A 22,419-nucleotide genomic window follows, 5' to 3' on the forward strand; every position below is an offset into this window, starting at 1 on the left:
TCAAGCACATTGGCCTCCACCGAGGGCATCCGAGACGGGCGTCGCCGCCGCAGCGACGGCGAACGCACCCGCGCGCTGATCCTCGAGCAGGCGGCGAGGCTCGCCACCGTCGAAGGGCTCGGCGGCCTCTCGATCGCGCGCCTCGCGGACGCCGTCGGGATGAGCAAGGGCGGCCTGTTCGCCCACTTCGGCTCCAAGGAGGAGCTCCAGCTCGCGACGTTCGAGGCCGCGCGCGAGATCTTCACGGCCCGGGTCGTCGAGCCCGCCGCCTCCGCCACGACCGGGGGCGAACGGCTGCGAGCCTTGACCGCCGGGTACCTCGCCTATGTCGAGGCCGACACGTTCCCCGGCGGCTGCTTCTTCGCCTCCGCCCTCGCCGAGGTCGACATGCAGCCGGGCCCGGTCCGCGACGCGCTCGTGGCGTTCCTCGGCGACTGGATCGCCCGCCTCGAGGACGCGATCCGCGAGGCGCAGGCCGACGGCACCATCGGCGCTGAAGAGGAGCCGGCCCAGCTCGCGTTCGAGATCGAGTCGGCGCTGCTCCTCGCCAACGCGCAGTACGTCGTCATGCGCACGGACGAGCCGCTGCGCCGCGCGCGGACCGCGATCGAGCGGCGGCTCTAGCCCGCCGCGGCTTCGAAGAACAGCGCCACGAGCGCGGCTCCGGGGTCGACGACGCCGGCGGCCGCGTCACCGACGTAGGTCGCGCGGCCGCGCCGCGCGACCAGGTCGGCCGTCGCGTCGGCGCCCGCGCGGGCGGCGCGGGCGGCGGCGTCCAGACCCTCGCCCGCCGCCAGGGCGTCCGCCGCGGGCTGGAGGGCGTCGACCATCGTCCGTTCGCCCACCTGCGCGCCGCCGAGCCGGCGGACGGAGGCTACGCCGGCGCCGACGCCGTCCGCCAGCGTCGCCAGGTCGAGCTCCGAAGCGTCACCGGCTGCCTTGGCCAGGGCGCGGAAGAACATCCCGTACAACGGGCCGCTCGTGCCGCCGGTGCCGAGGTACGCGGTCGACAGCGCCGCGAACGGCGGGGCGTCGCCAAGGCCGCGGCGGGTGCTGCGCACCGCTGTCCGGACGCTGGCGCCGAAGTCGCCGTCGCCGGCGAGGCGGTCGAGCTCGCCGAGCGCGTCCGCCTCCGCCTCGGCGGCGTCGAGGAAGCGCTCGACCCACTCCCGCGCGTTCACCATGTCAGCGCGGGCGTGCGGACCGGCGCGTCCCAGAGCGCGAGCGTCTCGGCGTCCATCCGGACGAGCGTGACGCTGCAGCCGGCCATGTCCAGCGCGGTCAGGTAGCTGCCCACGAGCGCTCGCGCGGTCACCACACCGCGCGCGTCGAGCCGCCGCGCCACTTCGGCGAAAACCACCTGCAGTTCCAGCCCGTGGGTCGCACCGAGGCCGTTGACGATCACCAGGACCGACTCGCCGTCGGCCAACCCAAGAGCGTCGGCGAGGGGCTCGACGAGCTGACCCGCCAGCTCGTCGGCCGACGCGAACGGACGCCGTTCGATGCCGCGCTCGCCGTGGATGCCGACCCCGAACTCGACCTCGTCGTCGCCGAGCTCGAACGACGCCCGCGACTCGCCGGGGTGCGCGCAGGCGGAGAGCGCGACGGCGAGCGACCGCGACCCGTCGGCGACCCGCCGGCCCAGGGCCGCCAGGTCCGCCAGCGAGGCCCCGCGTTCCGCCGCGGCGCCGCAGATCTTCTCGACGGCGATCACGGCCGCGGTGCCGCGGCGGCCGGGGGCGCGGTCGTCCTCGAAGTCGGTGGCGAGGTCGTCGTCGACGACCACCTGCTCGACCGCGATGCCGTCCTCGGCGGCGAGCTCGGCCGCGAGCCCCGCGTTGAGCTTGTCACCGGTGTAGTTCTTGAGGATGTGCAGGACGCCGGCGCCGCCGTCGATCGCGCGCGTCGCCGCCTCGAACTGCGCCGCCGTCGGGCTGGAGAAGATCGCGCCCGGGACCGACGCGTCGAGCATCCCGACGCCCACGTAGCCGCTGTGCAGTGGCTCGTGCCCGGACCCGCCGCCGGAGAGCAGGCCGACCTTCCCCGCCGCGGCCGGCTGCGCGCGGGCCACGAAGTCGCCCGCGCGGTCCCACCGCACCAGACCCGCGTTGGCGCGCTCGAAGCCCGCCAGTGCCTCCCGCACGTAGTCGTGCGGGTCGTTCACGAACTGCCGTCGCATCATCGAACCTCGAGCTCGTCGAACGCCGGGTGGCGCAGAAGATGGAAGATCTCGGGACTGTTGAACGGGCACATGACGGCTGAGCGCCCGTGCTCGGTCCAGTAGTAGTTGTGCGCCCGCGGGTCGCTCCAGACCTTGCGCGCGTTGCGGGCGTCGACGTCCTCGTTGAAGCGGTCGTAGGCCTCGCGCCGCGGCTCGATCGCCCGCGCGCCGCCCTCGATCAGCCGGTGCATGCACTCGATCGCGTAGCGGACGACGAAGTCGTGGAACGTCGCGGGCCCGAGGACGCCGTTGGTGTTCGGCCCATAGACCGACCACAGGTTCGGGAAGCCGGGGTACATGCAGAACCGGTGCGCGCGGGCGCCGCCGACCTCCCACAGCCGGTCGAGCGTGATGCCGCCGACGCCGGTGACCTGCATCGGATACAGGTACTCGGAGGCGTGGAACCCGGTCGCGTAGACGATCGCGTCGACCTCGTGATGGACGCCGTCGCCGTCCTCGATCCCGGTGGGCGTGATCCTCCGGATGCCGCTCGTCACCAGCGTCACGTCATCGCGTTGGATCGCGTCGAGCACGTTGTAGTCGGTGTCGACCACCACGGCGCGCGCCGACCACGGCGGGTGCGGCGGGGTCATCTTCTCCCGCAGCTCCGGGTCGGCGACCTTGCTGTGCAGGAACGACAAAGACGCCTCGCGCACCACCTTGTTGCGCGCGCTGACCGCGTACGGGTCGTCGAAGCCCGGGTCGACCTCCGTCATGCGCATGAAGGCCTTGCCGGTGCCGAACATGCGCAGCCGCATGAAGTTCGTGTAGTACGGGAGGTGGCGGTCCAGCCACGGGACCTCCTCCTCGAACGGCGAGAGGTAGCCCTTGACGCCGAACAGCCACTGCGCGGTGCGCTGGAACGCCACCACGTGCTCGGTCACGAGCGCGAGCTCAGGGATCAGCTGGTAGCCGGTGCAGCCCGTGCCGACGACCGCCACGCGCTTGCCCGCGACGTCGGCGTCGTCGGGCCAGCGCGACGTGTGCCACGACCGGCCTCCAAAGGAGTCCATGCCCTCGATCGACGGGACCCGCGGGCGGTTGAGGAAGCCCACCGCGGTGATGACCGCGTTGGAGCGCAGCGTCCGGCGCCCGCCTGGGCCGTCGACCTCGATCTCCCACTCCGCCGCCGTCTCGTCCCAGGTGAGGGCGAGGACCTCGGTGTCGAACTGGATGTCCTCGCGCACCCCGAACTCGTCGGCGACCCAATCGAAGTAGCGCCGGTTCTCCGCGGCCCCGCAGAACGGGCTCGAATAGGGGAACTGCGCGCCGAAGATGTGGGTGTAGGCGCGACTCGGCGTGTCCACCCGCGCGCCGGGATAGCGCGTCTCCCACCACGTACCGCCGACGCCCGAGTCCTTCTCGATCACGGTGTACGGGATGCCGGCGCGCTTGAGCATCACCGCCGCGTCGAGCCCACCGAACCCGGCGCCGATGACCGTGACCGAGAAGCCGAGCTCGGCCGGCGGGGTCCAAGCGAGCGCACGAGCCCACGGATCGAGCCCGAGTTCCTCGCGGCAGTACTCGTACTCGGCGTCGGAGAGCTCCTCTCCCAACACCAGCGGGATGCTCCGTCGCAGCCGTTCCTCCGGCCCGATGTCCACGGGACCCGAGTCGCGAATCCGCCGCAGCAACGCGGCGGCCTTCGCCCGCAGCAGCGCCGCGTCCTCCTCCGACGCCACCATCATGAACGTCTGGAAGCCCGCGGGATCGACCGTGACCCGCGTCGCCGCGGCCTCCTCGTCGCCCGTGAGCTGGTAGAGGAGGCCGCGGAGCACCATCGGCTCGGCGTGGGCGACGGCGCGTTCGATCTGTTCGTCGCTGAACGCGACCGTCACCGCCGCGGTCATACGGCGGGCACCAACGGGCTGACCGTCCGGCGCAGGAAGCGCCAGCGCCCGTCCTCCCGGATCAGCTCGTCCTCGTAGCCGCCCAACGTCGGGAGCAGTGGGCGGTCGTCGTCGCCGCGACGCACGTGCATCCACAGGCTGCTCGCCGTGGCACGGTCGCCGTCGACCACGATCGTCGGATCGCCGATCCAGTGCCACAGCGTGGACCCCGGTGCCGGCGGGTTGTCCGGCAGCACCGCGACGAGCATGTCGTGGATCCCGTCCGGCCCTGTGGCCGAGCCCGACTTCCCGCTCCATGAGCCCTCGGCGGCGAACAAGGCGGAGTACGCCCGCATGTCGCGGGCGTCCAGTGTTCGCCGGTACTCCTGGAGGAGCTGGCGGATCTCCTCCCGGTCCTCGAGGACGCGCACCCGCGCGCGGAGGTCGTCGAGCTCGGCCGACACGGCTACTTCGCCTCCGCCGGACCCGGCTCGTGGAAGTACTCGTCCAGGCACTTGTCGTCGCACCACGCGGTCTTCGGGCCCGGGAGCTCGAGGTCGGACGTGAGCGGGAGACCCGGCTGGGCGTAGGCCTTCAGGTTCGTGTTGTCGATGGCCACGGCGGGCATCGACAGCAGGTTGTATTTCGGCTTCTTGTTGGCCAGGATCCGCAGCGCCGCGTTGAAGTACACGTAGCCGCCCTGGAGGCCGTTGATGCAGCCGCCGACCGTCTCGTAGTGGTCCATGTTCTTCAGCCACCACGACAGATCGCCCGCGTAGCACTGCTCGACGCCGACCGGCGGGACCTTGATGCCGCGCGACTCGAACGCCTGGACGACGCCGGCGAACATGCCGCCGTCCTGCAGGACGCCGTCGATCGGCTGCGGGTGCGCCGCCAGGTACTGCGACACGACCTGCTTGACGGTGCCGTTGTCCCAGTTGCCGTACAGCACCGAGGCGACCTTGATGTCCGGGCAGTTCTTGAGGTCCTGGACCTTCTGGTTGTAGAGGACCTTGTCGTTCTGATTGCCGGCGATGCCGCGGACGATCAGGATGTTGCCCTTCTTGATGATGCCCAGCGTGCCGGCGTCGGCCTCGACCTGGTTCTGGGTCCACGTCGACGTCTGGTACTTCGAGCCCGGGGCGGGCGGGACGTCGGCGAGGATGATCGGCACGCCCTGCTCACCGAGCTGTTCCATCGTGGCCGACTCGGCGACCGAGTCCGCGGGGTTGACGATGATCGCGTCGACGCCCTGACGGGCCATCTGCTTCATCGCCGAGATCTGGCTCTCCGGCGTCGATTGCGCGAGGGTCGGCGGGATGTTGGTGACCAGGTCGCCCTCGACCAGGCCCTTCGCCTTGGCCGCCGCGAACTCCTCCTTGAGCTGCTTGAGGACGTTGTTCTGGTACTGGTTGGAGATGCCGATCGTGATGTAGCCGATCTTCCACGGGGGCTTGGCCGTGATCTCCTTGGTGGCCCACGGGCTGATGACGACCTCTTCCGGATAGCTGCCGTAGATGCCCTGCAGGCGCGGGGACATCGACTGGAAGGCCTCGCCCTCCTTGTTCTTGGGCCCGACCGGAACGGTGTCACCACAGTTCGTGCCGACCTTGACCGCGGCGGGCCCGGTGGGCTTGACGTTGATCTCCTTCAGGGACTGCTTCTGGCTCCCCGAGGAGGTGGCCTTGTCACCATCGCTGCCGCTGTCGCTCCCACAGGCGGCCACCGTCAGTGCGGCCGCGGCCACGAGGCTCACCAACGCCACGCGCCAGCGCTTCTGCGCATTCTCGCTCACTGCACTCCTCTCCCCCATTGATGGTTGCCGTCCTCCAACGCGACCGCTCAGACGCGGTCGCGAAGCCTCCGCTCGCGGCCATAGATGGCGACGGCGACGAGGATGATTCCGCCGTAGACGATGAATTCGACCGCCTTGCTGGCGCCGTGCCCGACGAGGACGGTGATGAGCACGGTGATGAAGACCGCGCCGATCGCGGTGCGCGTGTAGTCGCCGGGGCCACCGAAGATGGTCCCGCCGACGATGACCGCGACGACGCTCTGGAACAGGTACGCGTCACCGCCGGTGTCGACGACCTGGCCGGCGAAGCCGCCGATCAGGATGCCGACGAGCGTCGAGGTGACGGCGCTGAACGCGAACGCCGCCATCCAGACGCGGCGCGTGTTGATCAGGGCGTAGTCCGCCGCGCGCGGATTCGCCCCGGTCGCGAACAGGTTGCGGCCCAGCCGCGTGCGGTGCAGGAAGATCGCGAACAGCACGATCACCACGACCCAGATCGAGACGGCGGGCGGGATGCCGATGCCGAACGTCTTGGTCACCGGCATCGCGAGCTGCTGCATCCACTCGGTCGGATAGCCGTTGGCCTGCTCGCCGATCTGCACCTTGACGAGGCCGATGACCAACGACCCCATCGCCAGGGTCACGACGAGCGGGTTGATCCGGAAGCGGTGGCAGATGTAACCCGCGAAGCCGCCGAGGACCGTGGCCGTCGCGAGCGCGAGCGCGAGCGCCGTGGCGAAGTTGATGCCGTACTTCAGGTTCAGCGCCGTGACCGTCAGGCCGCCCGCGACGATGAACCCGGAGACCGAGAGGTCGAAGCCGCCCATCAGGATCAGCAGCGTCTGGCCGCAGGAGGCGAGCCCGACGAGCGCGGCGAGCACGAGGATCGAGCGGATGCTCACCCACGAGCCGAGACCCGGCAGGGTGATCACGCCGACCGCGAACACCACCGCGAGCGCCACGAGCTGGATCAGCGGGAACCGCTGCTGGATGCGGACGAGCGTCGCCCACAGGCCGGCGCGCTCGGCGGCGACCGCCGTCTCGCCGCTCCCGACGGGACCGATCTCCATCGTCGACAGCTCCAGCCCCGTCCGGCCGCGGTTGCGGCGGTGGAGCACCGGCATCCGTTTCGCCTTCAGGCCGCCGATCCCCGTCTCGGGAACCAGCGCACCCTGGATGACGACGGCGACGATCAGGATCGCGCCGTAGACGATCTGCAGCCACGCGGGGTTGATCTCGAAGCTCGAGAGCAGGTTCTGGAAGAGGTAGATCGTGAAGGCGCCGAACGCGACGCCGATCAGGCCGCCGCGACCGCCCGCCAGCGACGTGCCGCCGAGGACGACCGCCGCGATCGCGATCAGCGCGTACTGCGTCGAGGTCGAGGCGTTCGTCGACCGCACGAGCGCCGTGAGCGCGAGCCCGCCGAAGCCGGCGAACAGGCCGCCGAGGGCGTAGCTCCCGACGCGGACCGCGGTGACATTGACGCCACTGGAGAACGCGGTCGCGTCATTGGAGCCGACCGCGTAGAGGAGCCCGCGGAAGGGAACGCGCTTGAGCCCGTACCAGATCAGGAGCGGGACACCGATCGTGAAGACGGCGCCCGGGATCGGCCCGACCTTGCCCGCCAGGTGGTAGATCCACCGGTCACCTTCGCCCAAGGACGTCGGGTTCGGGGCGATGAGCAGGTTCACGCCCTGCAGGGCGAAGTACATGCCGAGCGTCACCACGACCGCCTGGATCCGCAGCAGCGTGATGATCAGGCCGGTGATCAGGCCCGCGAGCGCGCCGACGCCGAGGACGATCGGCACCGCGATGGCACCCCCGAGGCCGTGCGGCGCCAGCCACACGACATACACGGCGCCGCAGAAGACCAGCAGCGGCGAGATCGAGAGGTCGAAGCCGCGGCCGATGATCGACGGCGCGCTCGCCATCGCCGCGAGGATCATCGGCGCGGCGATCGCGAGCTGGTCGGAGACGCCGAAGTTGCCGCTGTCCTTGATCAGCGTCGCGACGAGCACGACGACCATCAGCAGCGCGGCGAAGCCGTAGCTGTTGTGCTGGGCGAGGTGGGTCAGCCGCTGCTTGGTCGTGCGCGCTGCGGCCGGCTCGGCCGCGACCGCGGACCCGGTTTCCAGCGCGGGCTCCATCTTCACGTTCGCCACCTCAGGCCTCGTCCTGCTCGCCGAAGAACGCGGAGACGAGCCGCTCGCGCGTGACCTGCGCGCGGTCGAACTCCTTGAACAGCTCGTGCTCGCGGAAGACCAGGACGCGATCCATCAACTCGACGTGCTCGTCAAGCTCGGTCGACAGCATCACCACCGCGAGCCCTTCCGCGGCGAGCGCGCCGAACAGCGCGTACAGGTCGTTCTTGGCGCCGATGTCGATCCCGCGGGTGGGGTCGTTGAGCAGCAGGACGCGCGGCCCATACGCCAGCCAGCGCGCGATGATCACCTTCTGCTGGTTGCCGCCCGATAGGGTCGTGATCGAGTGCTCGGGGGAGCCGAGCACGATGCCGAGCCGGTTGACGTACGAGGCGAGGCGCCGGCGCGACGAGCGCGTCCGCACGAGGCCGAAGCGCGCGTCGCGGCCGAGCGTCGGCAGCGCGAAGTTCTCGCGGATCGACATCCAGCTGAACACGGCGTCCAGGCGGCGCTCGCGGGGGACGTAGGCGATGTCGTGGTCGGCCGCGTCGGCGGGCGAGCCGATGACGGCCTCGCGGCCGTCGAGGTGGCGGACGACCTCGCCCTCGGTCACCACGCCGCCGCGCAGCGCCTCGAGGAACGTGTTGCCGCCGTGGCCTTCCAGGCCCGCCAGGCCGATCAGCTCGCCAGCGTGGACCTCGAGGTCGATCGGCTGCCCGTCCGGGCGCAGCTGGAGTCCCCGGACGCTCAGCACGACGTCGCCGCGGCGCTTGGCGACGGGCGCCAACCGCTCCTGCTCCTCGCTGCCGAGCGCGTCCGCGCCGGTCATCAGGCGCACGAGCTGCTGGTGGGTCCAGTGCCCGCGGTCCAGGTCGCCCACCGTGGAGCCCGAGCGCATCACGGTGATGCGGTCGCCGATCTTCTCGATCTCGTCCATCCGGTGGGTGATGAAGATCACGCCGACGCCCTGGCGCGAGAGCGCGCCGACCATGGCGAACAGGCGGTCGCGCGTGGCGACGTCCAGCGCGGAGGTCGCCTCGTCGAGGATCAGGATCTTCGGGTCGCGCAGGAGCGCGCGGACGATGCCGCAGGCCTGGCGGTCCGACAGCGAGAGCTCCTCGGCGGCCATGCCGAGGTCGACGTCGCGGCCGAGCAGCTCACCGAGCACCTCACGGGCGCGGGCGCGCTTCTCGCGCGCCGACACGCGAGTACGCCAGGTGTCGTCGATGCCGAGCCAGACGTTGTCGAGCACGGAGCACGACTCCGCGACGAGCACCTCCTGGAAGACGGTGACGATGCCGCGCCGCTGGGCCTGCTGCGGCGTCGACATCGGCGCGATGACCTCGCCGTCGAGCGCGATCTCGCCCGCGTCGGGCAGGTGGACGCCGCTCAGGATCTTGACCATCGTCGACTTGCCGCAGCCGTTCTCGCCGACCAGCGCGAGCACCTCGCCCGCGCGCAGCTCGAACGACGCGTCGCGCACCGCCTGGGTCGCACCGAACGCCTTCGCGACGTTGCTGACGCGGAGGAGCGTTGCCTCGGTCACGGCCGGGCCGCCGCTCAACCGCTCTGTTCGTGCGGTGTTCACTGCCCTCCTCGCTCCCTCTGATCCGGGGCGGCTAGAAAGCCGCAAGATCATTTTGCCAGATCATATATGTTTTGGGTGAAAGATTCTCACGCCATGACCTGGGTGCGCGCCTGCCGCTCGTCGAGGCTCGCGGCCATCGTCGGGACGAGCCGGCCGTCGGCACCCAGGAGCTCGGTCGATTCCTCGTACCAGCTGTCCGGCGCGACGGCGCCCCAGAACGAGCGGCAGCGCGGGTCCGCGACCGACCAGCGCAGCGGCCGGTGGTCGGGATCGCCCGTGTAGTAGTCACACGCGTAGAGCTCGATGCGGTGGCCGTCCGGGTCGCGCAGGTAGACGAAGAAGGCGTTGGAGACACCGTGGCGGCCGGGCCCGCGCTCGATCGCCGAGGCGGCGCCCGCGGCGGCCAGCTGGTCGCAGGTGCGCAGCACCCCGCCGGGTTCGGCCACCCACACGCCGACGTGGTGCAGGCGCGGCCCACGGCCGAGCGTCAGCGCCACGTCGTGCACGCCGGGCTTGCGGTACAGCCACGCGCCGGCCAGTCGCTCGTCGGCGGGGTCGCCGTCGGTGGAGATGTACTCCGAGCAGCGGAAGCCGAGCTGCTGCCAGAACGCGAACGTCTCCTCCATCGCGGGGCTGTGGAGGTTGAAGTGGTCGATCCGCATGATCGGCGCGCCGCGCTGCAGGTCGAAGCGCTGCAGCTGGGAGTCGACCTGGCCGATCTCGTGGAAGAACTCGAGCGGGAAGCCGAACGGGTCCTGCGCGCGCAGCGCGCGACCCATCTGCGGCAGCGCGCCGTCCACCCACCAGACCGTGGAACCCAGATCCTCGAGGGCTCGCGCGAGCGCGTCGAGATCGGCGTCCTCGCGCATACGGAAGCCGAGGCGGGCCGCGGCGGCCTCGTCGGCCTGGCGCAGCACGATCGAGTGGTGCAGCCGCTCCTCCCACCCGCGCAGGTAGAGCGCGTCGTCGGTCTCGGCGCTCACCACGAGGCCGAGCAGGTCGACGTAGAAGCGCCGCGAGGCCTCGAGGTCCGAGACGTGCAACTCGACGTAGGCCGCCCGCAGGATGTCGAACGGCAAGGGGCCGGATCGCGCCTCGAGCAACTCGGTGATGGTGAGGGACACGACCCGTCAGTCCTCCTGATCGGGCCCGGCGAGGCCGAGCCTGGGGATGGGGTGGCTGCCGAGCGCCACGTGGACGATCTCGACGTCGCAGTAGAACTCGAACGCGTAGTCGCCGCCCTCGCGCCCGATGCCCGAGGCTTTCACGCCGCCGAAGGGCGTGCGCAGATCGCGGACGTTCTGTGAGTTGATCCAGCACATCCCGGTGTCGATCGCGTGCGCGACCCGGTGCGCGCGCCGGATGTCGTTGGTCCAGACGTAGGCGGCGAGGCCGTACTGGGTGGCGTTGGCCAGCCGGATCGCCTCGTCCTCGCCGTCGAACGGCGTGGCGACGAGCACGGGGCCGAAGATCTCCTCGCGGAAGACGCGCATCGTCTCGGTGACGTCGCCGATGACCGTGGCCTTGAGGTAGTTGCCGTCCGGCAGGTGCTCGGGGCGGTCGCCGCCGGCCAGCACCGTCGCGCCCTCCTCGCGGGCGGACGCGATGTAGGCGAGCACGCGCTCGTAGTGCTCGGGGTGGATCAGCGGCCCGAGCTCGGTGCGCGGGTCGAACGGGTCGCCCACGCGGATGTTCCGCGCGCGCTCGGCGATCGCGCCGACGACGTCGTCATAGAGGGGCCGCTCGACCAGCAGGCGCGAGCCGGCCGTGCAGCGCTGGCCGTTCATCGTGAAGATCTGGGCCACGGCGGCATCGACGGCCAACTCGGGGTCGGCATCGGCGAACACCACGACCGGCGACTTGCCGCCGAGCTCGATGCTCGAGCGCTTCAGCGTCGGGGCGCCGGCGGCCATGATCGTGGCGCCGGTGGTCGACTCGCCGGTGAAGCAGATGAGGTTGACGCCCGGGTGACTCGACAGCGGCGCGCCCGCCGTCTCGCCGAAGCCGTGGACCATGTTGAACACGCCGTCGGGCAGGCCGGCCTCGCCGAGCAGCTCGGCGAGGCGGGTGGCGGTCAGCGGCGACCACTCGGCCGGCTTGAGGACGACCGTGTTGCCCGCGGCGAGCGCGGGCGCGATCCGCCACGTCGACAGCATCAGCGGCGCGTTCCAGGGCATGATCAGCCCGGCGACGCCGACGGGCTTGTGGATCGTGTAGTTGAGGAACTGGTCGCCGACCTGGAACGAGCGGCCGTGCAGCTCGGTGATGACGCCGGCGTAGTAGTCGAAGTTCTCGGCCGAGCGGGCGGCGAGGCCGTGCATCTGCGCGATCGGCATGCCGATGTCGCGTACCTCGAGCTCGATGAGCTCCTGCGCGTGGTCGCGCAGCGTGGTGGCGATCCGGCGCAGCGTCTTCGCCCGCTCGGCGACGCTCAGGCGCGGCCAGATCCCCTCGTCGAAGGCGCGGCGGGCAGCGCAGACCGCGGCATCGACGTCGGCGCTCTTGCCATCGGCGACCTCGGCCAGCGGCCGATTGGTGGTCGGGTCCAGCGCGATGAACGTCGTCCCGTCGAGACTCTCGGTGAAGCGCCCGTCGATCAGGTGGCGCTGAAGCGGCATCCGCTCCCGCTCGACCGCCTGCTGATCCACTGCGTTCCGTTGACCGATCTCCATGTCGGCCAGATCATATATCTTTTCTGATCGATTCAGTCAACCACGGCGATGAGCACGGTCGCGCCACCGGTCGCGTAGTTCGGCACGTCCTCGCCCGGCGCCTGACCCTCGGGCGTCGCCATCGACGCCTGCAGCTCCTGTTCGCTGTCGAAGTAGAGCTCGACGACGCGGTAATACGGGGGCGGGCTGCCGTCGGGCGTGGCGACGACGAGCGCCTTCTCGAAGCGGCGCAGGTTCGGCATCTTCTCGACGAGCGGGACATGCACCTCGTCGAAGTGCTTCTCGAAGTGCGCGGGGTCCGTCGGGTGGCCGTACAGGACGGTGAGCTTGATCATCGTAATCGGAAAACCTATACGATCACTGCCGGAGCGAGCCGGCGCCAGGCTTCGCGCGGCGGCATGTCGTCGACCGCGTCGATCACCTGGATGCAGACGTGGTCCGCGCCCGCGTCGAGCTGCGCCCGCACCCGCGCGGCGATCGCCTCCTCGTCGCCCCAGGCGACGAGCGCGTCGACGAGCGCGTCGCTGCCGCCGTCGGCGAAGTCCGCGTCGCCGAACCCGAGGCGACGCAGGTTGGCGACGTAGTTGGGCAACTCGAGGTACGCGGCCACGTGCGCGCGGGCCGGACCGCGGTCGCTCGCCAGCACGACCCCCTGCTCGACGCCCAGCACGCGGCCGGGACCGAGGATCTCGCGCGCCGTCCGCGTGTGCTCGACCGTCACGAGGTACGGGTGCGCGCCGGCGGCGCGATCGCGTGAGAGTTCGAGCATCTTCGGCCCGAGCGCGGCCAGCAGGCGGGTGTGGGCGCCCAGGGCGTCCAGCTCGTCGAGGTACGCGCGCATCGCCGACAGCGGCCTTGCGTAGCGCTCGCCGACGACCGCGTCGTGGCTCGCGCCGAGCCCGAGGGTGAAGCGCTCGCCCAGCCTCGCGGAACCCGCCGCGACCGCGCGCGCGTCGTGCATCCAGATGTTGAGGATGCCGGTGAGCAGCCGGATCGAACGCGTCGCGGCGAGCAGCTCCTGGCACGCCCCGAACACGTCGCCGCCGACGTCCGGGATCCACAGCGCGCCGTAGCCGAGCTCCTCGAGCTCGGCCGCCGCGTCGCGCGCGTCCCCCCGATCGCGGCTGAACCGCAGCTCGCGACTCCACACCCCGACCCGCCCATTCCACATGCGGCAAGATCGTATAGGATTTCACTTATGGACGGACTGCACATTGTCGTCGCACAGCCGCCGTCTGGAGTCTCGGACGCGGACTTCAATCACTGGTACGACGCGCACCTGGACGAGATCCTGTCGGTCAAGGGGTTCCGGTCGGCGCAGCGCTTCCAGCTCGAGCCGGTGGTCGGCGGGGACGTGCTCCCGCACCGGTTCATCTGCGTCTACGAGATCGACGGCGACCCGCGCGAGGCGGTCGCCGAGCTCGAACGCGCCGGGATGGGCTCGGCGGACTCCTACGGCGACATGAAGGACGACGACGAGGGCGAGTTGCCGCTGCCGGGCTGGTGGGACGGCGTCCGGTTCGCATCCTGGAACCTGCTGCCACTGGGAGAGCGCCGTGGACCTCGGGCTTGAGGGGAAGGTCGTCCTGGTCACCGGCGCGGCGTCCGGGATCGGCCGCGCGACGGCGATCGCCTTCGCGCGCGAGGGCGCGGCGCTCGCGCTCGTCGATCGCGACGCCGGCGGCCTGCGCTCCGCGCGCGAGGAGATCAGCGCCGCGGGCGGGCGCGCGACCACGCACGTCATCGACGTCAGTGACAGCGGCGAGGTCGACGACGCCCACGACGAGGTCGCCGTCGAGCACGGGCAGATCGACGTCGCGTTCAACAACGCGGGCGTGATCGAGCCCTTCAACTGGTTCCACGAGACCCCGGAGGACCACTGGGACCGCGTGATCGGGGTCAACCTCAAGGGCGTCTGGCTGTGCATGCGGGCGCAGCTGCGCCACATGTACGCGCGACGCGGTGGCGTGATCGTCAACACCTCGTCGGCCGCCGGCCTGGTCGGCGCGCCCGGTGCGAGCCCGTACACGACGGCCAAGCACGGCGTGATCGGGATGACCCGCACCGCCGCGCTCGAGTACGCGACCTCGGGCATCCGCGTCAACGCCGTCTCGCCGGGGACCGTGGCCACACCGATGAACGCGTCGCTCGACCACTTCAAGGACGACCCGTTCGCCGACGCGCCCGTACGCCACGGCCACCCCAACGGGCGACTCGCGCGGCCGGATGAGATCGCCGACGCGGTGCTCTTCCTGGCCAGCGAGCGGTCGACGTTCGCGACCGGCTCGACCCTCGTCGTGGACGGCGGCTACACCGCGCAGTAGCGGTCGATCGCGTCGACGACGTACTCGAGCCCGGCGGCGCTCCCGGGCAGCACGCCGATCATCCCGAAGAAGCCATGCATCTGGCCCTCGAAGCGCTTGTGCGAGACGTCGACCCCGGCCTCGCGCAGGCGCGCGACATAGGCCTCGCCCTCGTCGCGCAGCACGTCGTGCTCGGCGGTGAGCACGACCGCGGGGGGCGCGCCGGCGAGGTTCGGCGCCCGCAGCGGCGCGAGCGTCGGGTCCGGCGCATAGTGCCCCAGGAACCACTGCATGAGCTCGCGGGTCACGACCAACTGGTTCTCCGGGTCCAGGTACGACGCGGTCTCCGTGTCGGTGTCGGTCACGGGCTCGATCAGGACCTGGAGCGCGATGGCGGGCCCGTCCGTCCGCTGTGCGACGACGGCGGCCAGGTTCCCACCCGCGCTGTCGCCGGCGACGATCAACGGCAGCCCGGCGGCGCGCTCGGCCGCCCATCGGACCGCCGCCACCGCGTCTTCGACCGCTGCCGGGAACGGGTGCTCGGGTGCGAGCCGGTAGCCGGGGAGCACGACGGTGCAGCGCGCACGATCGGCGAGGACCTGGCCGAGCGTCTCGATCTCGCCAGGCGCGCCGGCCACCCAGCCGCCGCCATGGAAGAAGACGATCAGTGCGCGCGACTCGCCGTGCGGGACGAGCTCGATCGTGGCGCCATGTCGCACCACGCGCGCCATGTCGGGACCCTCGCCCCAGCGGCGCGCCATCTCGATCCCGAACGCCCGCATTCCCTCGACCGTGAGCTCCTCGTCGCCGCCGGCGAGCTCGTCCAGCAGTGCTTTCGTCGGATCGTCAAGTGGCATCGTGTATCAAATGCTATAGGATCTCCTTTATGGGAACGCGCAACCTCTACCTGGTGTTCAGCAGGCCGCCGGACCGCGTCTCCGAGGAGGAGTACCAGCGCTGGTACGACATCCACGCGCGCGAGAACATCCAGTCGCCGGGCTTCATCAGCGCACGCCGCTTCGCCGTGACCCCGGCGCGCGGGGACGACACGCCGCTCACCCACCTCGCGCTCTACGAGTACGAGGGCGAGCAGCACACCTGGCGCGACGACCTCGACCGCCGCATCGGCCTCGGCCAGATCCAACTCCCGGAGTGGTTCCGCGAGATCACGTTCCAGAGCTGGGACTGCTCGCCGGTCAGCGACCGGATCGATCCATGAACGACGTCGACCGGCTGCTCTCGCTGGAGCAGATCCGCGCGCTGATCGCCACCTACGCGATCAGCTTCGACGACAAGGACTGGGATCGATTCGGCACGCTCTGGACCGAGGACGCGGCGTTCGCCGTCGTCGGTCAGCAGGCGTTCGAGGGCCGCGACGCGATGCTCGAGTTCCTCACGACGTGCCTGCCCGACGACTACGGCGGCAAGCACATGAACTCGCCGCCGCTGATCGAGCTCGCGCCCGACGGCGAGAGCGCCACGGCGTACACGGACGTGGTGTGGATCCCGCAGAACTTCGAGAACGCGATCGTCGCGCGCTACCGCGACTCGCTGGTGCGGCGCGACGGGCGCTGGCTGTTCGCCCGGCGTGAGGAGACGCCGCTGCAGTTCAAGCCGGGGCCGCCGCCGATGTCCGACACGGCGGTCGGGGTCAGCGGCGCCACGATGCGCACGGAGGGGGTCTAGATGGAGCTCGCGGATCTGATCGAGCCGGGGGCTGAGCTGCGCAAGCTCGGCGAGGGCTACCAGTTCACCGAGGGCCCGGTCTGGGTCGCCTCACGCAACTGCCTGGAGTTCGTCGACATCCCCAGCGACGTGCGCTGGCGCTGGACCGAGGAGCGCGGGATGGAGGTCTCGCTCCAGCCGATGTTCAAGGCCAGTGGGCTGGCGCTCGACACGGAAGGCCGGATCGTCGCCTGCGAGGGCCTGTCGAGTTGCGTGGCGCGGTTCGAGAACGGCCGGCGCGAGGTGATCGCCTACCACTACAACGGCGTCTACCTCAACAGCCCGAACGACCTCGTCACGCGTTCGGACGGCAGCATCTACTTCACGGACCCCGACTACGGGCGCTGGAACGACTGGATCGGGCTCGAGCGCACGAAGCTGCTGGGCTTCCGCGGCGTCTACCGGATCGCCCCCGACGGTGAGCTGCACCTGGTGGTCGCCCAGGACGAGTTCGACCAGCCCAACGGGATCACGTTCTCCCCGGACGAGACGCTGCTCTACGTCAACGACTCCTCGCAGCGCTACGTCAAGGTGTTCGACGTCGCGCCCGACGGGTCGCTGAGCAACGGGCGCCTGTTCGCCGAGAACATCGGGTCCGGCATCCCGCGCGACGGCAACGTCGACGGGATGGAGTGCGATGAGCACGGGAACGTCTGGGTCACCGGTCCGGGCGGCGTCTGGGTGCTCACCCCAGAGGGCGAGCACCTCGGCACCGTGGCGACGCCGGAGGTGTGCGGGAGCCTCGCGTGGGGCGGTGAGGACATGCACTCGCTGTTCCTGATGACCTCGACCACCGTCCACGTGGTGCGCACGAAGGTCGGTCCGCCGCCGCTGCCGGGGTCGTGATGAGCGACATCCGGCTGTACATGTTCGACGGCGGCATCACCCACCTGCCGCTGCGCAACTTCACGTTCGGCAAGGGCGGCGACGGCGAGATGATCACCACGCCGACGCCGTTCTTCCTGCTCACCCACCCGCGCGGGAACGCCGTCATCGACGGCGGCAACCCGCCGGAGGTCGCCGTCGACGCCGCCAAGCACTGGGGCCCGATCACGGAGATGTCGACGCCGGTGATGCGCCCCGACCAGGCGTTGCTGCCGTCGCTTGAGCGCGTGGGGATCGACCCGGCGAGCATCCGCTGGGTCGTCCAGACGCACCTGCACCTGGATCACACCGGGGGCGTCGCGGTGATCGACCGGCTGCCGAACGCCGAGGTGCTCGTGACGCGCGCCGAGTACGACCACGCGCACGCGCCCGACCCGCTCACGCGCATCAGCTACGTGCTCGCCGACTACGCCAAGCCCGGCGTCCCGTGGGCGATCCTCGAGGACGCCGAGGACGGCTACGACGTCTACGGCGACGGCACGCTGATCGGCTGGCGTTCGCCGGGCCACTCGGCGGGCCACATGTCCTTCGAGGTCAACCTGCCCAGCGGCGACACGTACCTCCTGTGCGGCGACGCCGCCAACGCGCGCGACCACTGGGACAACGGCGCGCTGCCCGGGTTCATGTTCTCGGCGGCCGACACCGCGCGCTCGCTGAGCCGGCTCAAGCGGCTGGCGTGGCGGCGCGACGCGATCGTCGTCACCGGTCACGACCCGGGCCTGTGGGACGAGTTCAAGCGGGCGCCCGAGTTCTATTCGTGATCGCGGCGATCGCCGAACGCTTGATCCCGGGCGCGCGCGAGGCGGGCGTCGACATCTACATGCAGGCGCACCGCGACGCGTTCGCCGGTGCGCTGGAGGCGCTCGCGGGGTTCGAGGAGGCGGCCGACCAGGACGCGCTGCTGCTGGCGCTCGAGCGCGAGCGGCCGGACCTCTTCGAGCCGCTGCTCGCCCACGCCCGCCAGGGCATGTTCGGCGATCCGTCGTACGGCGGGAACATCGGCCGCGCCGGCTGGGCGCTGCTCGGCTACCCCGGCCCGCGGCCCGTCTGGACCGCCGCCGAGCAGGAGCTCGTGTGACCGACGTCGTGCTCGTCGGGCTGGGCGGGGCGGGCGGGATCGCGGCCGACGTGCTGACCGCGGCGGGCGCCGAGGTCGTCGCGCTCGAGGCCGGCCCGCGGCGCAGCGCCGCGGAGATGACGTTCGACGAGATCCGCAACGACGTGCGCGAGTGGCTGGCCGAGCCGAAGGCGCGCGGCGAGCTGCCGACGTTCAGATATCGGGAGGACGAGCCGGCCGGCGAGTCACCGCACCCGATGCTGATGGCCAACGGCGTCGGCGGCTCGACGCTGCACTACCCGGGGCTGAGCGCGCGGCTGGACTCCTACGACTTCCGCGACTGGCCGATCGGCTACGCCGAGCTCGAGCCCTACTACGCGCTGACCGAGCGCGCGATCGGCGTCACGAGCGACCTGCGCCGCACCGGCTGGACCGAGCTGATGAGCGACGCCGCGACGCGGCTCGGCTGGCATCCGCACCCCGCGCCGGCGGCGATCGACGCCGCGCGCTGCACGTACTGCGGCTTCTGCACCTGCAACGGCTGCCACGTGATGGCCAAGGGCTCGACCGACGCGACCGTGATCCCGCGGGCGGAGGCGAGCGGGCGGCTGCACGTCCGCACCGGCGCGCGGGTCGTGCGGATCGAGGCGCGTCGCGGCCGCGCCACCGGCGTCACCTACGTGCAGGACGGGCGGACGCTCTTCCAGCCCGCCGCCGCGGTCCTCCTCGGCGCCTTCGTCTACGAGAACGCTCGCCTGCTGCTGCTGTCCGGGCTCGGCGGCGACCAGGTCGGCGCGGGCTACATGGCGCACGCGACGCCGTTCGTGCACGGCCGGTTCCCGGGCCGGCGTTTGAACCTCTTCAACGGCCTCTGGTCGCAGGCGACGTGCGTGCGCGACTTCGACGCCGCGATGCTGACGGCGTCGCACGAGTTCAAGCCGATCGCGGCGTCCGGCCTGCACCCGCCGTCGGTGCCGCGCTGGGGCGCGGCCTGGAAGGAGTGGCTGCGGGCCAACGCGCAGTCGGTCGGGACCGTTAACGCCCAGCTCGCGACCCTCCCCTACGAGCACAACCGGCTCGACCTCGATCCGCGGCGGCGCGATCCCCACGGCGTCCCCGTCGTGCGGGTCACGCACCGGCTCGGCGAGCACGAGCGGCAGGGCTACGCCTTCATGCTCGCCCGCTTGGAGGAGTGGCTGCGCGAGGCGGGCGCCGATCTGACCTGGGCGCCGGACGGGTTGCTCGTCGACGCGCGCCACTGCTACGGCGGCACGACGATGGGCGACGATCCCGCGACCTCGGTCGTCGATCGCTGGGGGTTCGTGCACGGGATGCCGAACCTCGGCGTGCTCGGGGCCTCGACGTTCTGCTCGACCGGCAGCGTGAACCCGACGCTCACGGTGCAGGCGCTGGCGTGGCGCACCGCGACCCGGCTTGCAGGATCAGATATGTTTTCTGATACGAAAACCACGGTCGTTGAGGAGAACGCATGAGCAGCGTGATGACGGCGCAGGAGATCGGCGGCAACGCCGTCCCCGAGGTGCCGACCCAGTTGTTCATCGGCGGCGAGTGGCGCGACGCCTCCGACGGTGCGACGTTCGACGTCGTCGCTCCCGCCTACGAGCAGCATCTGGCCACCGTCGCCGCCGCGAGCGACGCGGACGTCGACGCCGCCGTGCGCGCCGCCACCGGCGCGTGGGGCGCCACGACGCCGGCCGACCGCGGGCTGCTGCTGTTCCGGCTCGCCGACCTGATCGAGCGCGACATCGAGCTGCTCGCCACGATCGAGGGCTTCGACGTCGGCCGCCCGGCGTTCGAGCCGCGGCTCGTCGACCTCCCGAACGTCGTCGACGTCTTCCGCCATTTCGCGGGCTGGGCCGACAAGATCGAGGGTCGCTGGATCACGCCGCAGCCGTTCTTCGGCCAGCCGCGTCAGGCGTACACGATCCGCGAGCCCGTCGGCGTCGTCGGCGCGATCACGGCCTGGAACGCGCCGACGCTGATCGCCGCGTGGAAGCTCGCGCCCGCGCTCGCGGCCGGCAACACGGTCGTGCTCAAGCCGGCCGAGGACGCGCCGCTGAGCACGCTGCATCTGGCGCGCCTGATCGAGGAGGTCGGGTTCCCGGCCGGCGTCGTCAACGTCATCCCGGGCCTCGGGTCCTCGACGGGCGAGGCGCTCGTCGCCCACCCGGGCGTCGACAAGGTCTCGTTCACCGGCAGCCCCGAGGTGGGTCGCGAGGTGGGCATCCAGGCGGCGCGCGAGTTCAAGCGCGTGACGCTCGAGCTGGGCGGCAAGTCGCCGCAGATCATCCTCGGCGACGTCGACCCGGCCGCGGTGGTCCCGGGCGTCGCGATCGGGCTCTGGGCCAACCAGGGCGAGGTGTGCGCCGCCGGCACGCGGATCCTGGTCGCTCGCGAGCGCTACGACGACGTCGTCGCCGGCCTCGCGGAGGCGGCGCGCGCGGTGTCGCTCGGCGACCCGTTCGACCCGGGCACGACGATGGGCGCGCTGATCAACGCGCGCCAGCTGGACCGCGTCACCGGGTACATCGCGCAGGGGCGCGAGCAGGGTGCCGAGCTCGTCGCCGGCGGCGGGCGGCCGCAGCGGCCCGGGTACTTCGTCCAGCCGACGATCTTCGCCGGCGGCGACGCCGACATCTCGATCGCGCGCGACGAGATCTTCGGCCCCGTCGGCTTGGTGCGGGCGTTCGACGACGTCGAGGACGCGATCGCGCAGGCCAACGACACGCGCTACGGCCTCGCCGCCTACGTGTGGACGCGCGACATCTCGCAGGCGCACAAGGTGGCCGCGAGCGTGCGTGCCGGCAGCGTCTGGATCAACGGCGGCGCGCCGCCGGACCCGCGGACGCCGTGGGGCGGCATGCGGACCAGCGGCGTCGGGCGCGAGCTGGGCTGGGCCGGGATCGAAGCGAACACGGAAGAGAAGACGGTGACGTTGACGCTATGAACGAGCAACTGTTCGAACGCGGGATCGAGATCCGCGAGAAGATGTGGGGCCCCGCGGGGGCGCGCCAGAAGGTCGAGGGCTCGACGCCGTTCACGCGTCCGCTCGAGGACCTGGTGACCGTCTACTGCTTCGGCGAGACGTGGGGGCGCGAGCAGGAGCTCAGCCACGACATCCGCAGCATGCTGACGATCGGGATGCTGATCGCGCTCGGGCGCTCGCACGAGATCCGCGTGCACGTGCAGGGCGCGCTCGCCAACGGCGTGACCGTGGAGCAGATCCGCGAGGTGCTCCTGCACTCCGCGATCTACTGCGGGATCCCCTCGGCGGTCGACGCGTTCCGCAACGCGGAGGCCGTGCTGCAGGAACTGGGCGCGCTGTGACCGTCGTCGGCTTGGTCGGCCTCGGCAACATGGGCCAGCCGATGGCCCGCAACCTCGTGGCGGCCGGCTTCGAGCTGGTCGTCCGCGACACGGACCCCGCGCGCGCCGCGGAGTTCGGCGGCGACGCCGGCTCCCCGGCCGCGTTCGGCGCGTGCGACGTCGTGGTCACGATGCTCCCCAACGACGCGATCGTCCGCGACGCCCTGATCGGCTGGGGGCTGGGGGCGGCGCTCGAGCCGTCCGCGGTCGTCGTCGACATGAGCTCCTCCAACCCGACGGCGACCCGTGCGCTGGGCGCCGAGCTCCCCGTCGCGCTCATCGATGCGCCGGTCTCCGGCGGCGTGCCGCGGGCGCAGACGGGGACGCTCTCGATCATGGTGGGGTCCGACGACGAAGATGCGGTCGCCCGCGCGCTGCCCGTGCTGGAAGCGCTCGGCGACCGCATCTTCCGGGTCGGCCCGCTCGGTGCGGGGCATGCGCTGAAGGCCTTGAACAACTACCTCGCGGCCGCCGCGTACGCGGCGACCGCCGAGGCCTTGGCGATCGGGCAGGCGTACGGGCTGGACCCGGAGACGCTGATCTCGGTCGTCAACACGTCGACGGGACGCAGCTTCAGCACCGAGCACGTGTACGCCGAGCACGTCGTCACCGGCCGCTACGCGACGGGCTTCATGGCGCAGCTGCTGGCCAAGGACGTCGCGATCGCCGCCGACATCGCCCGCAGCGCGGGGATCGAGGCCCCGGCGCTGGAGCTCGTCAACGAGCGCTGGGCCAAGGCGATCGCCTCGCTCCCACCGGGCGCCGATCACTCCGAGGCGCACAAGCCGTGGTACGTCGGGGAGGCCGTGCATTGAG

The 22,419-nt window shown here is 71.3% G+C and carries 24 protein-coding genes; 12 read left to right on the forward strand and 12 right to left on the reverse strand.

What is annotated here, in order from left to right; genetic code table 11:
• Window positions 1-9: 9 nt before the first annotated feature.
• The gene (locus G569_RS45245) at window positions 10-624 is read left to right on the forward strand and encodes a TetR/AcrR family transcriptional regulator (protein ID WP_211232899.1); all 615 of its coding nucleotides are present in this window, start codon (window positions 10-12) and stop codon (window positions 622-624) included.
• Here G569_RS45245 and G569_RS0103490 read toward each other — a convergent pair.
• The 11 genes from G569_RS0103490 to G569_RS0103540 all read right to left on the reverse strand — a co-directional run bounded on the left by G569_RS0103490 (window position 621) and on the right by G569_RS0103540 (window position 13,417).
• Window positions 621-1,184 (reverse strand): DAK2 domain-containing protein, encoded by a 564-nt coding sequence (locus tag G569_RS0103490; protein ID WP_053225781.1) that lies wholly within the window; start codon window positions 1,182-1,184, stop codon window positions 621-623. The two genes, G569_RS45245 and G569_RS0103490, sit on opposite strands and share 4 nt — an antisense overlap.
• Window positions 1,178-2,179: a dihydroxyacetone kinase subunit DhaK gene (locus G569_RS0103495; protein ID WP_028062388.1), complete on the reverse strand. Its 1,002-nt coding sequence runs from the start codon at window positions 2,177-2,179 to the stop codon at window positions 1,178-1,180. Before G569_RS0103495 ends, G569_RS0103490 begins: the two co-directional genes overlap by 7 nt.
• Window positions 2,179-4,071 (reverse strand): flavin-containing monooxygenase, encoded by a 1,893-nt coding sequence (locus G569_RS0103500; protein ID WP_028062389.1) that lies wholly within the window; start codon window positions 4,069-4,071, stop codon window positions 2,179-2,181. Before G569_RS0103500 ends, G569_RS0103495 begins: the two co-directional genes overlap by 1 nt.
• Window positions 4,068-4,514, reverse strand: a complete 447-nt coding sequence (locus G569_RS62195; RefSeq protein ID WP_053225782.1) for a nuclear transport factor 2 family protein — start codon at window positions 4,512-4,514, stop codon at window positions 4,068-4,070. The genes G569_RS0103500 and G569_RS62195 overlap by 4 nt, the downstream gene beginning before the upstream one ends.
• Before the next feature lie 2 nt (window positions 4,515-4,516).
• Window positions 4,517-5,845, reverse strand: a complete 1,329-nt coding sequence (locus G569_RS0103510) for a substrate-binding domain-containing protein (RefSeq protein WP_028062390.1) — start codon at window positions 5,843-5,845, stop codon at window positions 4,517-4,519.
• A gap of 47 nt (window positions 5,846-5,892) precedes the next feature.
• Window positions 5,893-8,007 (reverse strand): ABC transporter permease, encoded by a 2,115-nt coding sequence (locus tag G569_RS0103515; RefSeq protein WP_028062391.1) that lies wholly within the window; start codon window positions 8,005-8,007, stop codon window positions 5,893-5,895.
• Between the two features lies 1 nt (window position 8,008).
• Window positions 8,009-9,532, reverse strand: coding sequence for a sugar ABC transporter ATP-binding protein (locus G569_RS0103520; RefSeq protein ID WP_028062392.1), 1,524 nt, complete (start codon window positions 9,530-9,532; stop codon window positions 8,009-8,011).
• Between the two features lie 128 nt (window positions 9,533-9,660).
• The gene (gene hpaD, locus G569_RS0103525) at window positions 9,661-10,698 is read right to left on the reverse strand and encodes a 3,4-dihydroxyphenylacetate 2,3-dioxygenase (protein WP_211232900.1); all 1,038 of its coding nucleotides are present in this window, start codon (window positions 10,696-10,698) and stop codon (window positions 9,661-9,663) included.
• Between the two features lie 6 nt (window positions 10,699-10,704).
• Window positions 10,705-12,192, reverse strand: a complete 1,488-nt coding sequence (gene hpaE, locus G569_RS0103530; protein WP_028062394.1) for a 5-carboxymethyl-2-hydroxymuconate semialdehyde dehydrogenase — start codon at window positions 12,190-12,192, stop codon at window positions 10,705-10,707.
• Between the two features lie 86 nt (window positions 12,193-12,278).
• A complete protein-coding gene (locus tag G569_RS0103535; RefSeq protein WP_028062395.1) occupies window positions 12,279-12,581 on the reverse strand; it encodes an EthD family reductase in 303 nt (100 codons plus the stop codon).
• A gap of 14 nt (window positions 12,582-12,595) precedes the next feature.
• On the reverse strand, window positions 12,596-13,417 hold the full coding sequence (locus tag G569_RS0103540; RefSeq protein ID WP_028062396.1) for an LLM class F420-dependent oxidoreductase: 822 nt from the start codon (window positions 13,415-13,417) through the stop codon (window positions 12,596-12,598).
• 27 nt (window positions 13,418-13,444) lie between these two features.
• Between G569_RS0103540 and G569_RS45255 the strand changes: the two genes are divergently transcribed.
• Window positions 13,445-13,819 carry a hypothetical protein gene (locus tag G569_RS45255; RefSeq protein ID WP_037494261.1) on the forward strand — a complete coding sequence of 125 codons (375 nt, stop codon included), beginning with the start codon at window positions 13,445-13,447 and terminating at the stop codon, window positions 13,817-13,819.
• Window positions 13,803-14,570 (forward strand): SDR family NAD(P)-dependent oxidoreductase, encoded by a 768-nt coding sequence (locus G569_RS0103550; RefSeq protein WP_028062397.1) that lies wholly within the window; start codon window positions 13,803-13,805, stop codon window positions 14,568-14,570. The genes G569_RS45255 and G569_RS0103550 overlap by 17 nt, the downstream gene beginning before the upstream one ends.
• Here the strand turns inward: G569_RS0103550 and G569_RS0103555 are convergent.
• Window positions 14,555-15,406 (reverse strand): alpha/beta hydrolase, encoded by an 852-nt coding sequence (locus G569_RS0103555; RefSeq protein WP_028062398.1) that lies wholly within the window; start codon window positions 15,404-15,406, stop codon window positions 14,555-14,557. The genes G569_RS0103550 and G569_RS0103555 overlap by 16 nt on opposite strands.
• Before the next feature lie 29 nt (window positions 15,407-15,435).
• On the opposite strand from G569_RS0103555, the gene G569_RS0103560 reads away from it, so the two are divergent.
• The 9 genes from G569_RS0103560 to G569_RS0103600 are packed head-to-tail and all read left to right on the forward strand — an operon-like array spanning window position 15,436 to window position 22,418.
• Window positions 15,436-15,768, forward strand: coding sequence for a hypothetical protein (locus G569_RS0103560; protein ID WP_028062399.1), 333 nt, complete (start codon window positions 15,436-15,438; stop codon window positions 15,766-15,768).
• Window positions 15,765-16,235 (forward strand): nuclear transport factor 2 family protein, encoded by a 471-nt coding sequence (locus G569_RS0103565; protein WP_028062400.1) that lies wholly within the window; start codon window positions 15,765-15,767, stop codon window positions 16,233-16,235. Before G569_RS0103560 ends, G569_RS0103565 begins: the two co-directional genes overlap by 4 nt.
• Window positions 16,236-17,120: an SMP-30/gluconolactonase/LRE family protein gene (locus G569_RS0103570; protein WP_028062401.1), complete on the forward strand. Its 885-nt coding sequence runs from the start codon at window positions 16,236-16,238 to the stop codon at window positions 17,118-17,120.
• On the forward strand, window positions 17,120-17,920 hold the full coding sequence (locus G569_RS0103575; RefSeq protein WP_028062402.1) for an N-acyl homoserine lactonase family protein: 801 nt from the start codon (window positions 17,120-17,122) through the stop codon (window positions 17,918-17,920). The genes G569_RS0103570 and G569_RS0103575 overlap by 1 nt, the downstream gene beginning before the upstream one ends.
• A complete protein-coding gene (locus G569_RS0103580; protein ID WP_028062403.1) occupies window positions 17,917-18,237 on the forward strand; it encodes a gluconate 2-dehydrogenase subunit 3 family protein in 321 nt (106 codons plus the stop codon). Before G569_RS0103575 ends, G569_RS0103580 begins: the two co-directional genes overlap by 4 nt.
• Window positions 18,234-19,709, forward strand: coding sequence for a GMC oxidoreductase (locus tag G569_RS0103585; protein WP_028062404.1), 1,476 nt, complete (start codon window positions 18,234-18,236; stop codon window positions 19,707-19,709). The genes G569_RS0103580 and G569_RS0103585 overlap by 4 nt, the downstream gene beginning before the upstream one ends.
• An 8-nt stretch (window positions 19,710-19,717) precedes the next feature.
• Window positions 19,718-21,184 (forward strand): aldehyde dehydrogenase family protein, encoded by a 1,467-nt coding sequence (locus G569_RS0103590; protein WP_028062405.1) that lies wholly within the window; start codon window positions 19,718-19,720, stop codon window positions 21,182-21,184.
• Window positions 21,181-21,564 carry a carboxymuconolactone decarboxylase family protein gene (locus G569_RS0103595; RefSeq protein WP_028062406.1) on the forward strand — a complete coding sequence of 128 codons (384 nt, stop codon included), beginning with the start codon at window positions 21,181-21,183 and terminating at the stop codon, window positions 21,562-21,564. Before G569_RS0103590 ends, G569_RS0103595 begins: the two co-directional genes overlap by 4 nt.
• Window positions 21,561-22,418, forward strand: coding sequence for an NAD(P)-dependent oxidoreductase (locus tag G569_RS0103600; protein WP_028062407.1), 858 nt, complete (start codon window positions 21,561-21,563; stop codon window positions 22,416-22,418). Before G569_RS0103595 ends, G569_RS0103600 begins: the two co-directional genes overlap by 4 nt.
• Window position 22,419: the final 1 nt, after the last annotated feature.

The organism is Solirubrobacter soli DSM 22325, assembly GCF_000423665.1.
GTDB classification, from domain to species: Bacteria; Actinomycetota; Thermoleophilia; order Solirubrobacterales; family Solirubrobacteraceae; genus Solirubrobacter; species Solirubrobacter soli.

Bases quoted from the DNA above. Each gene is read 5' to 3' on its own strand.
- G569_RS0103500 (WP_028062389.1), bottom strand. From the start codon at position 4,071: ATGACCGCGGCGGTGACGGTCGCGTTCAGCGACGAACAGATCGAACGC.
- G569_RS0103570 (WP_028062401.1), top strand. From the start codon at position 16,236: ATGGAGCTCGCGGATCTGATCGAGCCGGGGGCTGAGCTGCGCAAGCTC.
- hpaE (WP_028062394.1), bottom strand. From the start codon at position 12,192: ATGCCGCTTCAGCGCCACCTGATCGACGGGCGCTTCACCGAGAGTCTC.
- G569_RS0103540 (WP_028062396.1), bottom strand. From the start codon at position 13,417: ATGTGGAATGGGCGGGTCGGGGTGTGGAGTCGCGAGCTGCGGTTCAGC.
- G569_RS0103565 (WP_028062400.1), top strand. From the start codon at position 15,765: ATGAACGACGTCGACCGGCTGCTCTCGCTGGAGCAGATCCGCGCGCTG.
- G569_RS0103575 (WP_028062402.1), top strand. From the start codon at position 17,120: ATGAGCGACATCCGGCTGTACATGTTCGACGGCGGCATCACCCACCTG.
- G569_RS0103495 (WP_028062388.1), bottom strand. From the start codon at position 2,179: ATGCGACGGCAGTTCGTGAACGACCCGCACGACTACGTGCGGGAGGCA.
- G569_RS0103555 (WP_028062398.1), bottom strand. From the start codon at position 15,406: ATGCCACTTGACGATCCGACGAAAGCACTGCTGGACGAGCTCGCCGGC.
- G569_RS0103590 (WP_028062405.1), top strand. From the start codon at position 19,718: ATGACGGCGCAGGAGATCGGCGGCAACGCCGTCCCCGAGGTGCCGACC.
- G569_RS0103595 (WP_028062406.1), top strand. From the start codon at position 21,181: ATGAACGAGCAACTGTTCGAACGCGGGATCGAGATCCGCGAGAAGATG.
- G569_RS0103490 (WP_053225781.1), bottom strand. From the start codon at position 1,184: ATGGTGAACGCGCGGGAGTGGGTCGAGCGCTTCCTCGACGCCGCCGAG.
- G569_RS45255 (WP_037494261.1), top strand. From the start codon at position 13,445: ATGGACGGACTGCACATTGTCGTCGCACAGCCGCCGTCTGGAGTCTCG.
- G569_RS0103535 (WP_028062395.1), bottom strand. From the start codon at position 12,581: ATGATCAAGCTCACCGTCCTGTACGGCCACCCGACGGACCCCGCGCAC.
- G569_RS0103560 (WP_028062399.1), top strand. From the start codon at position 15,436: ATGGGAACGCGCAACCTCTACCTGGTGTTCAGCAGGCCGCCGGACCGC.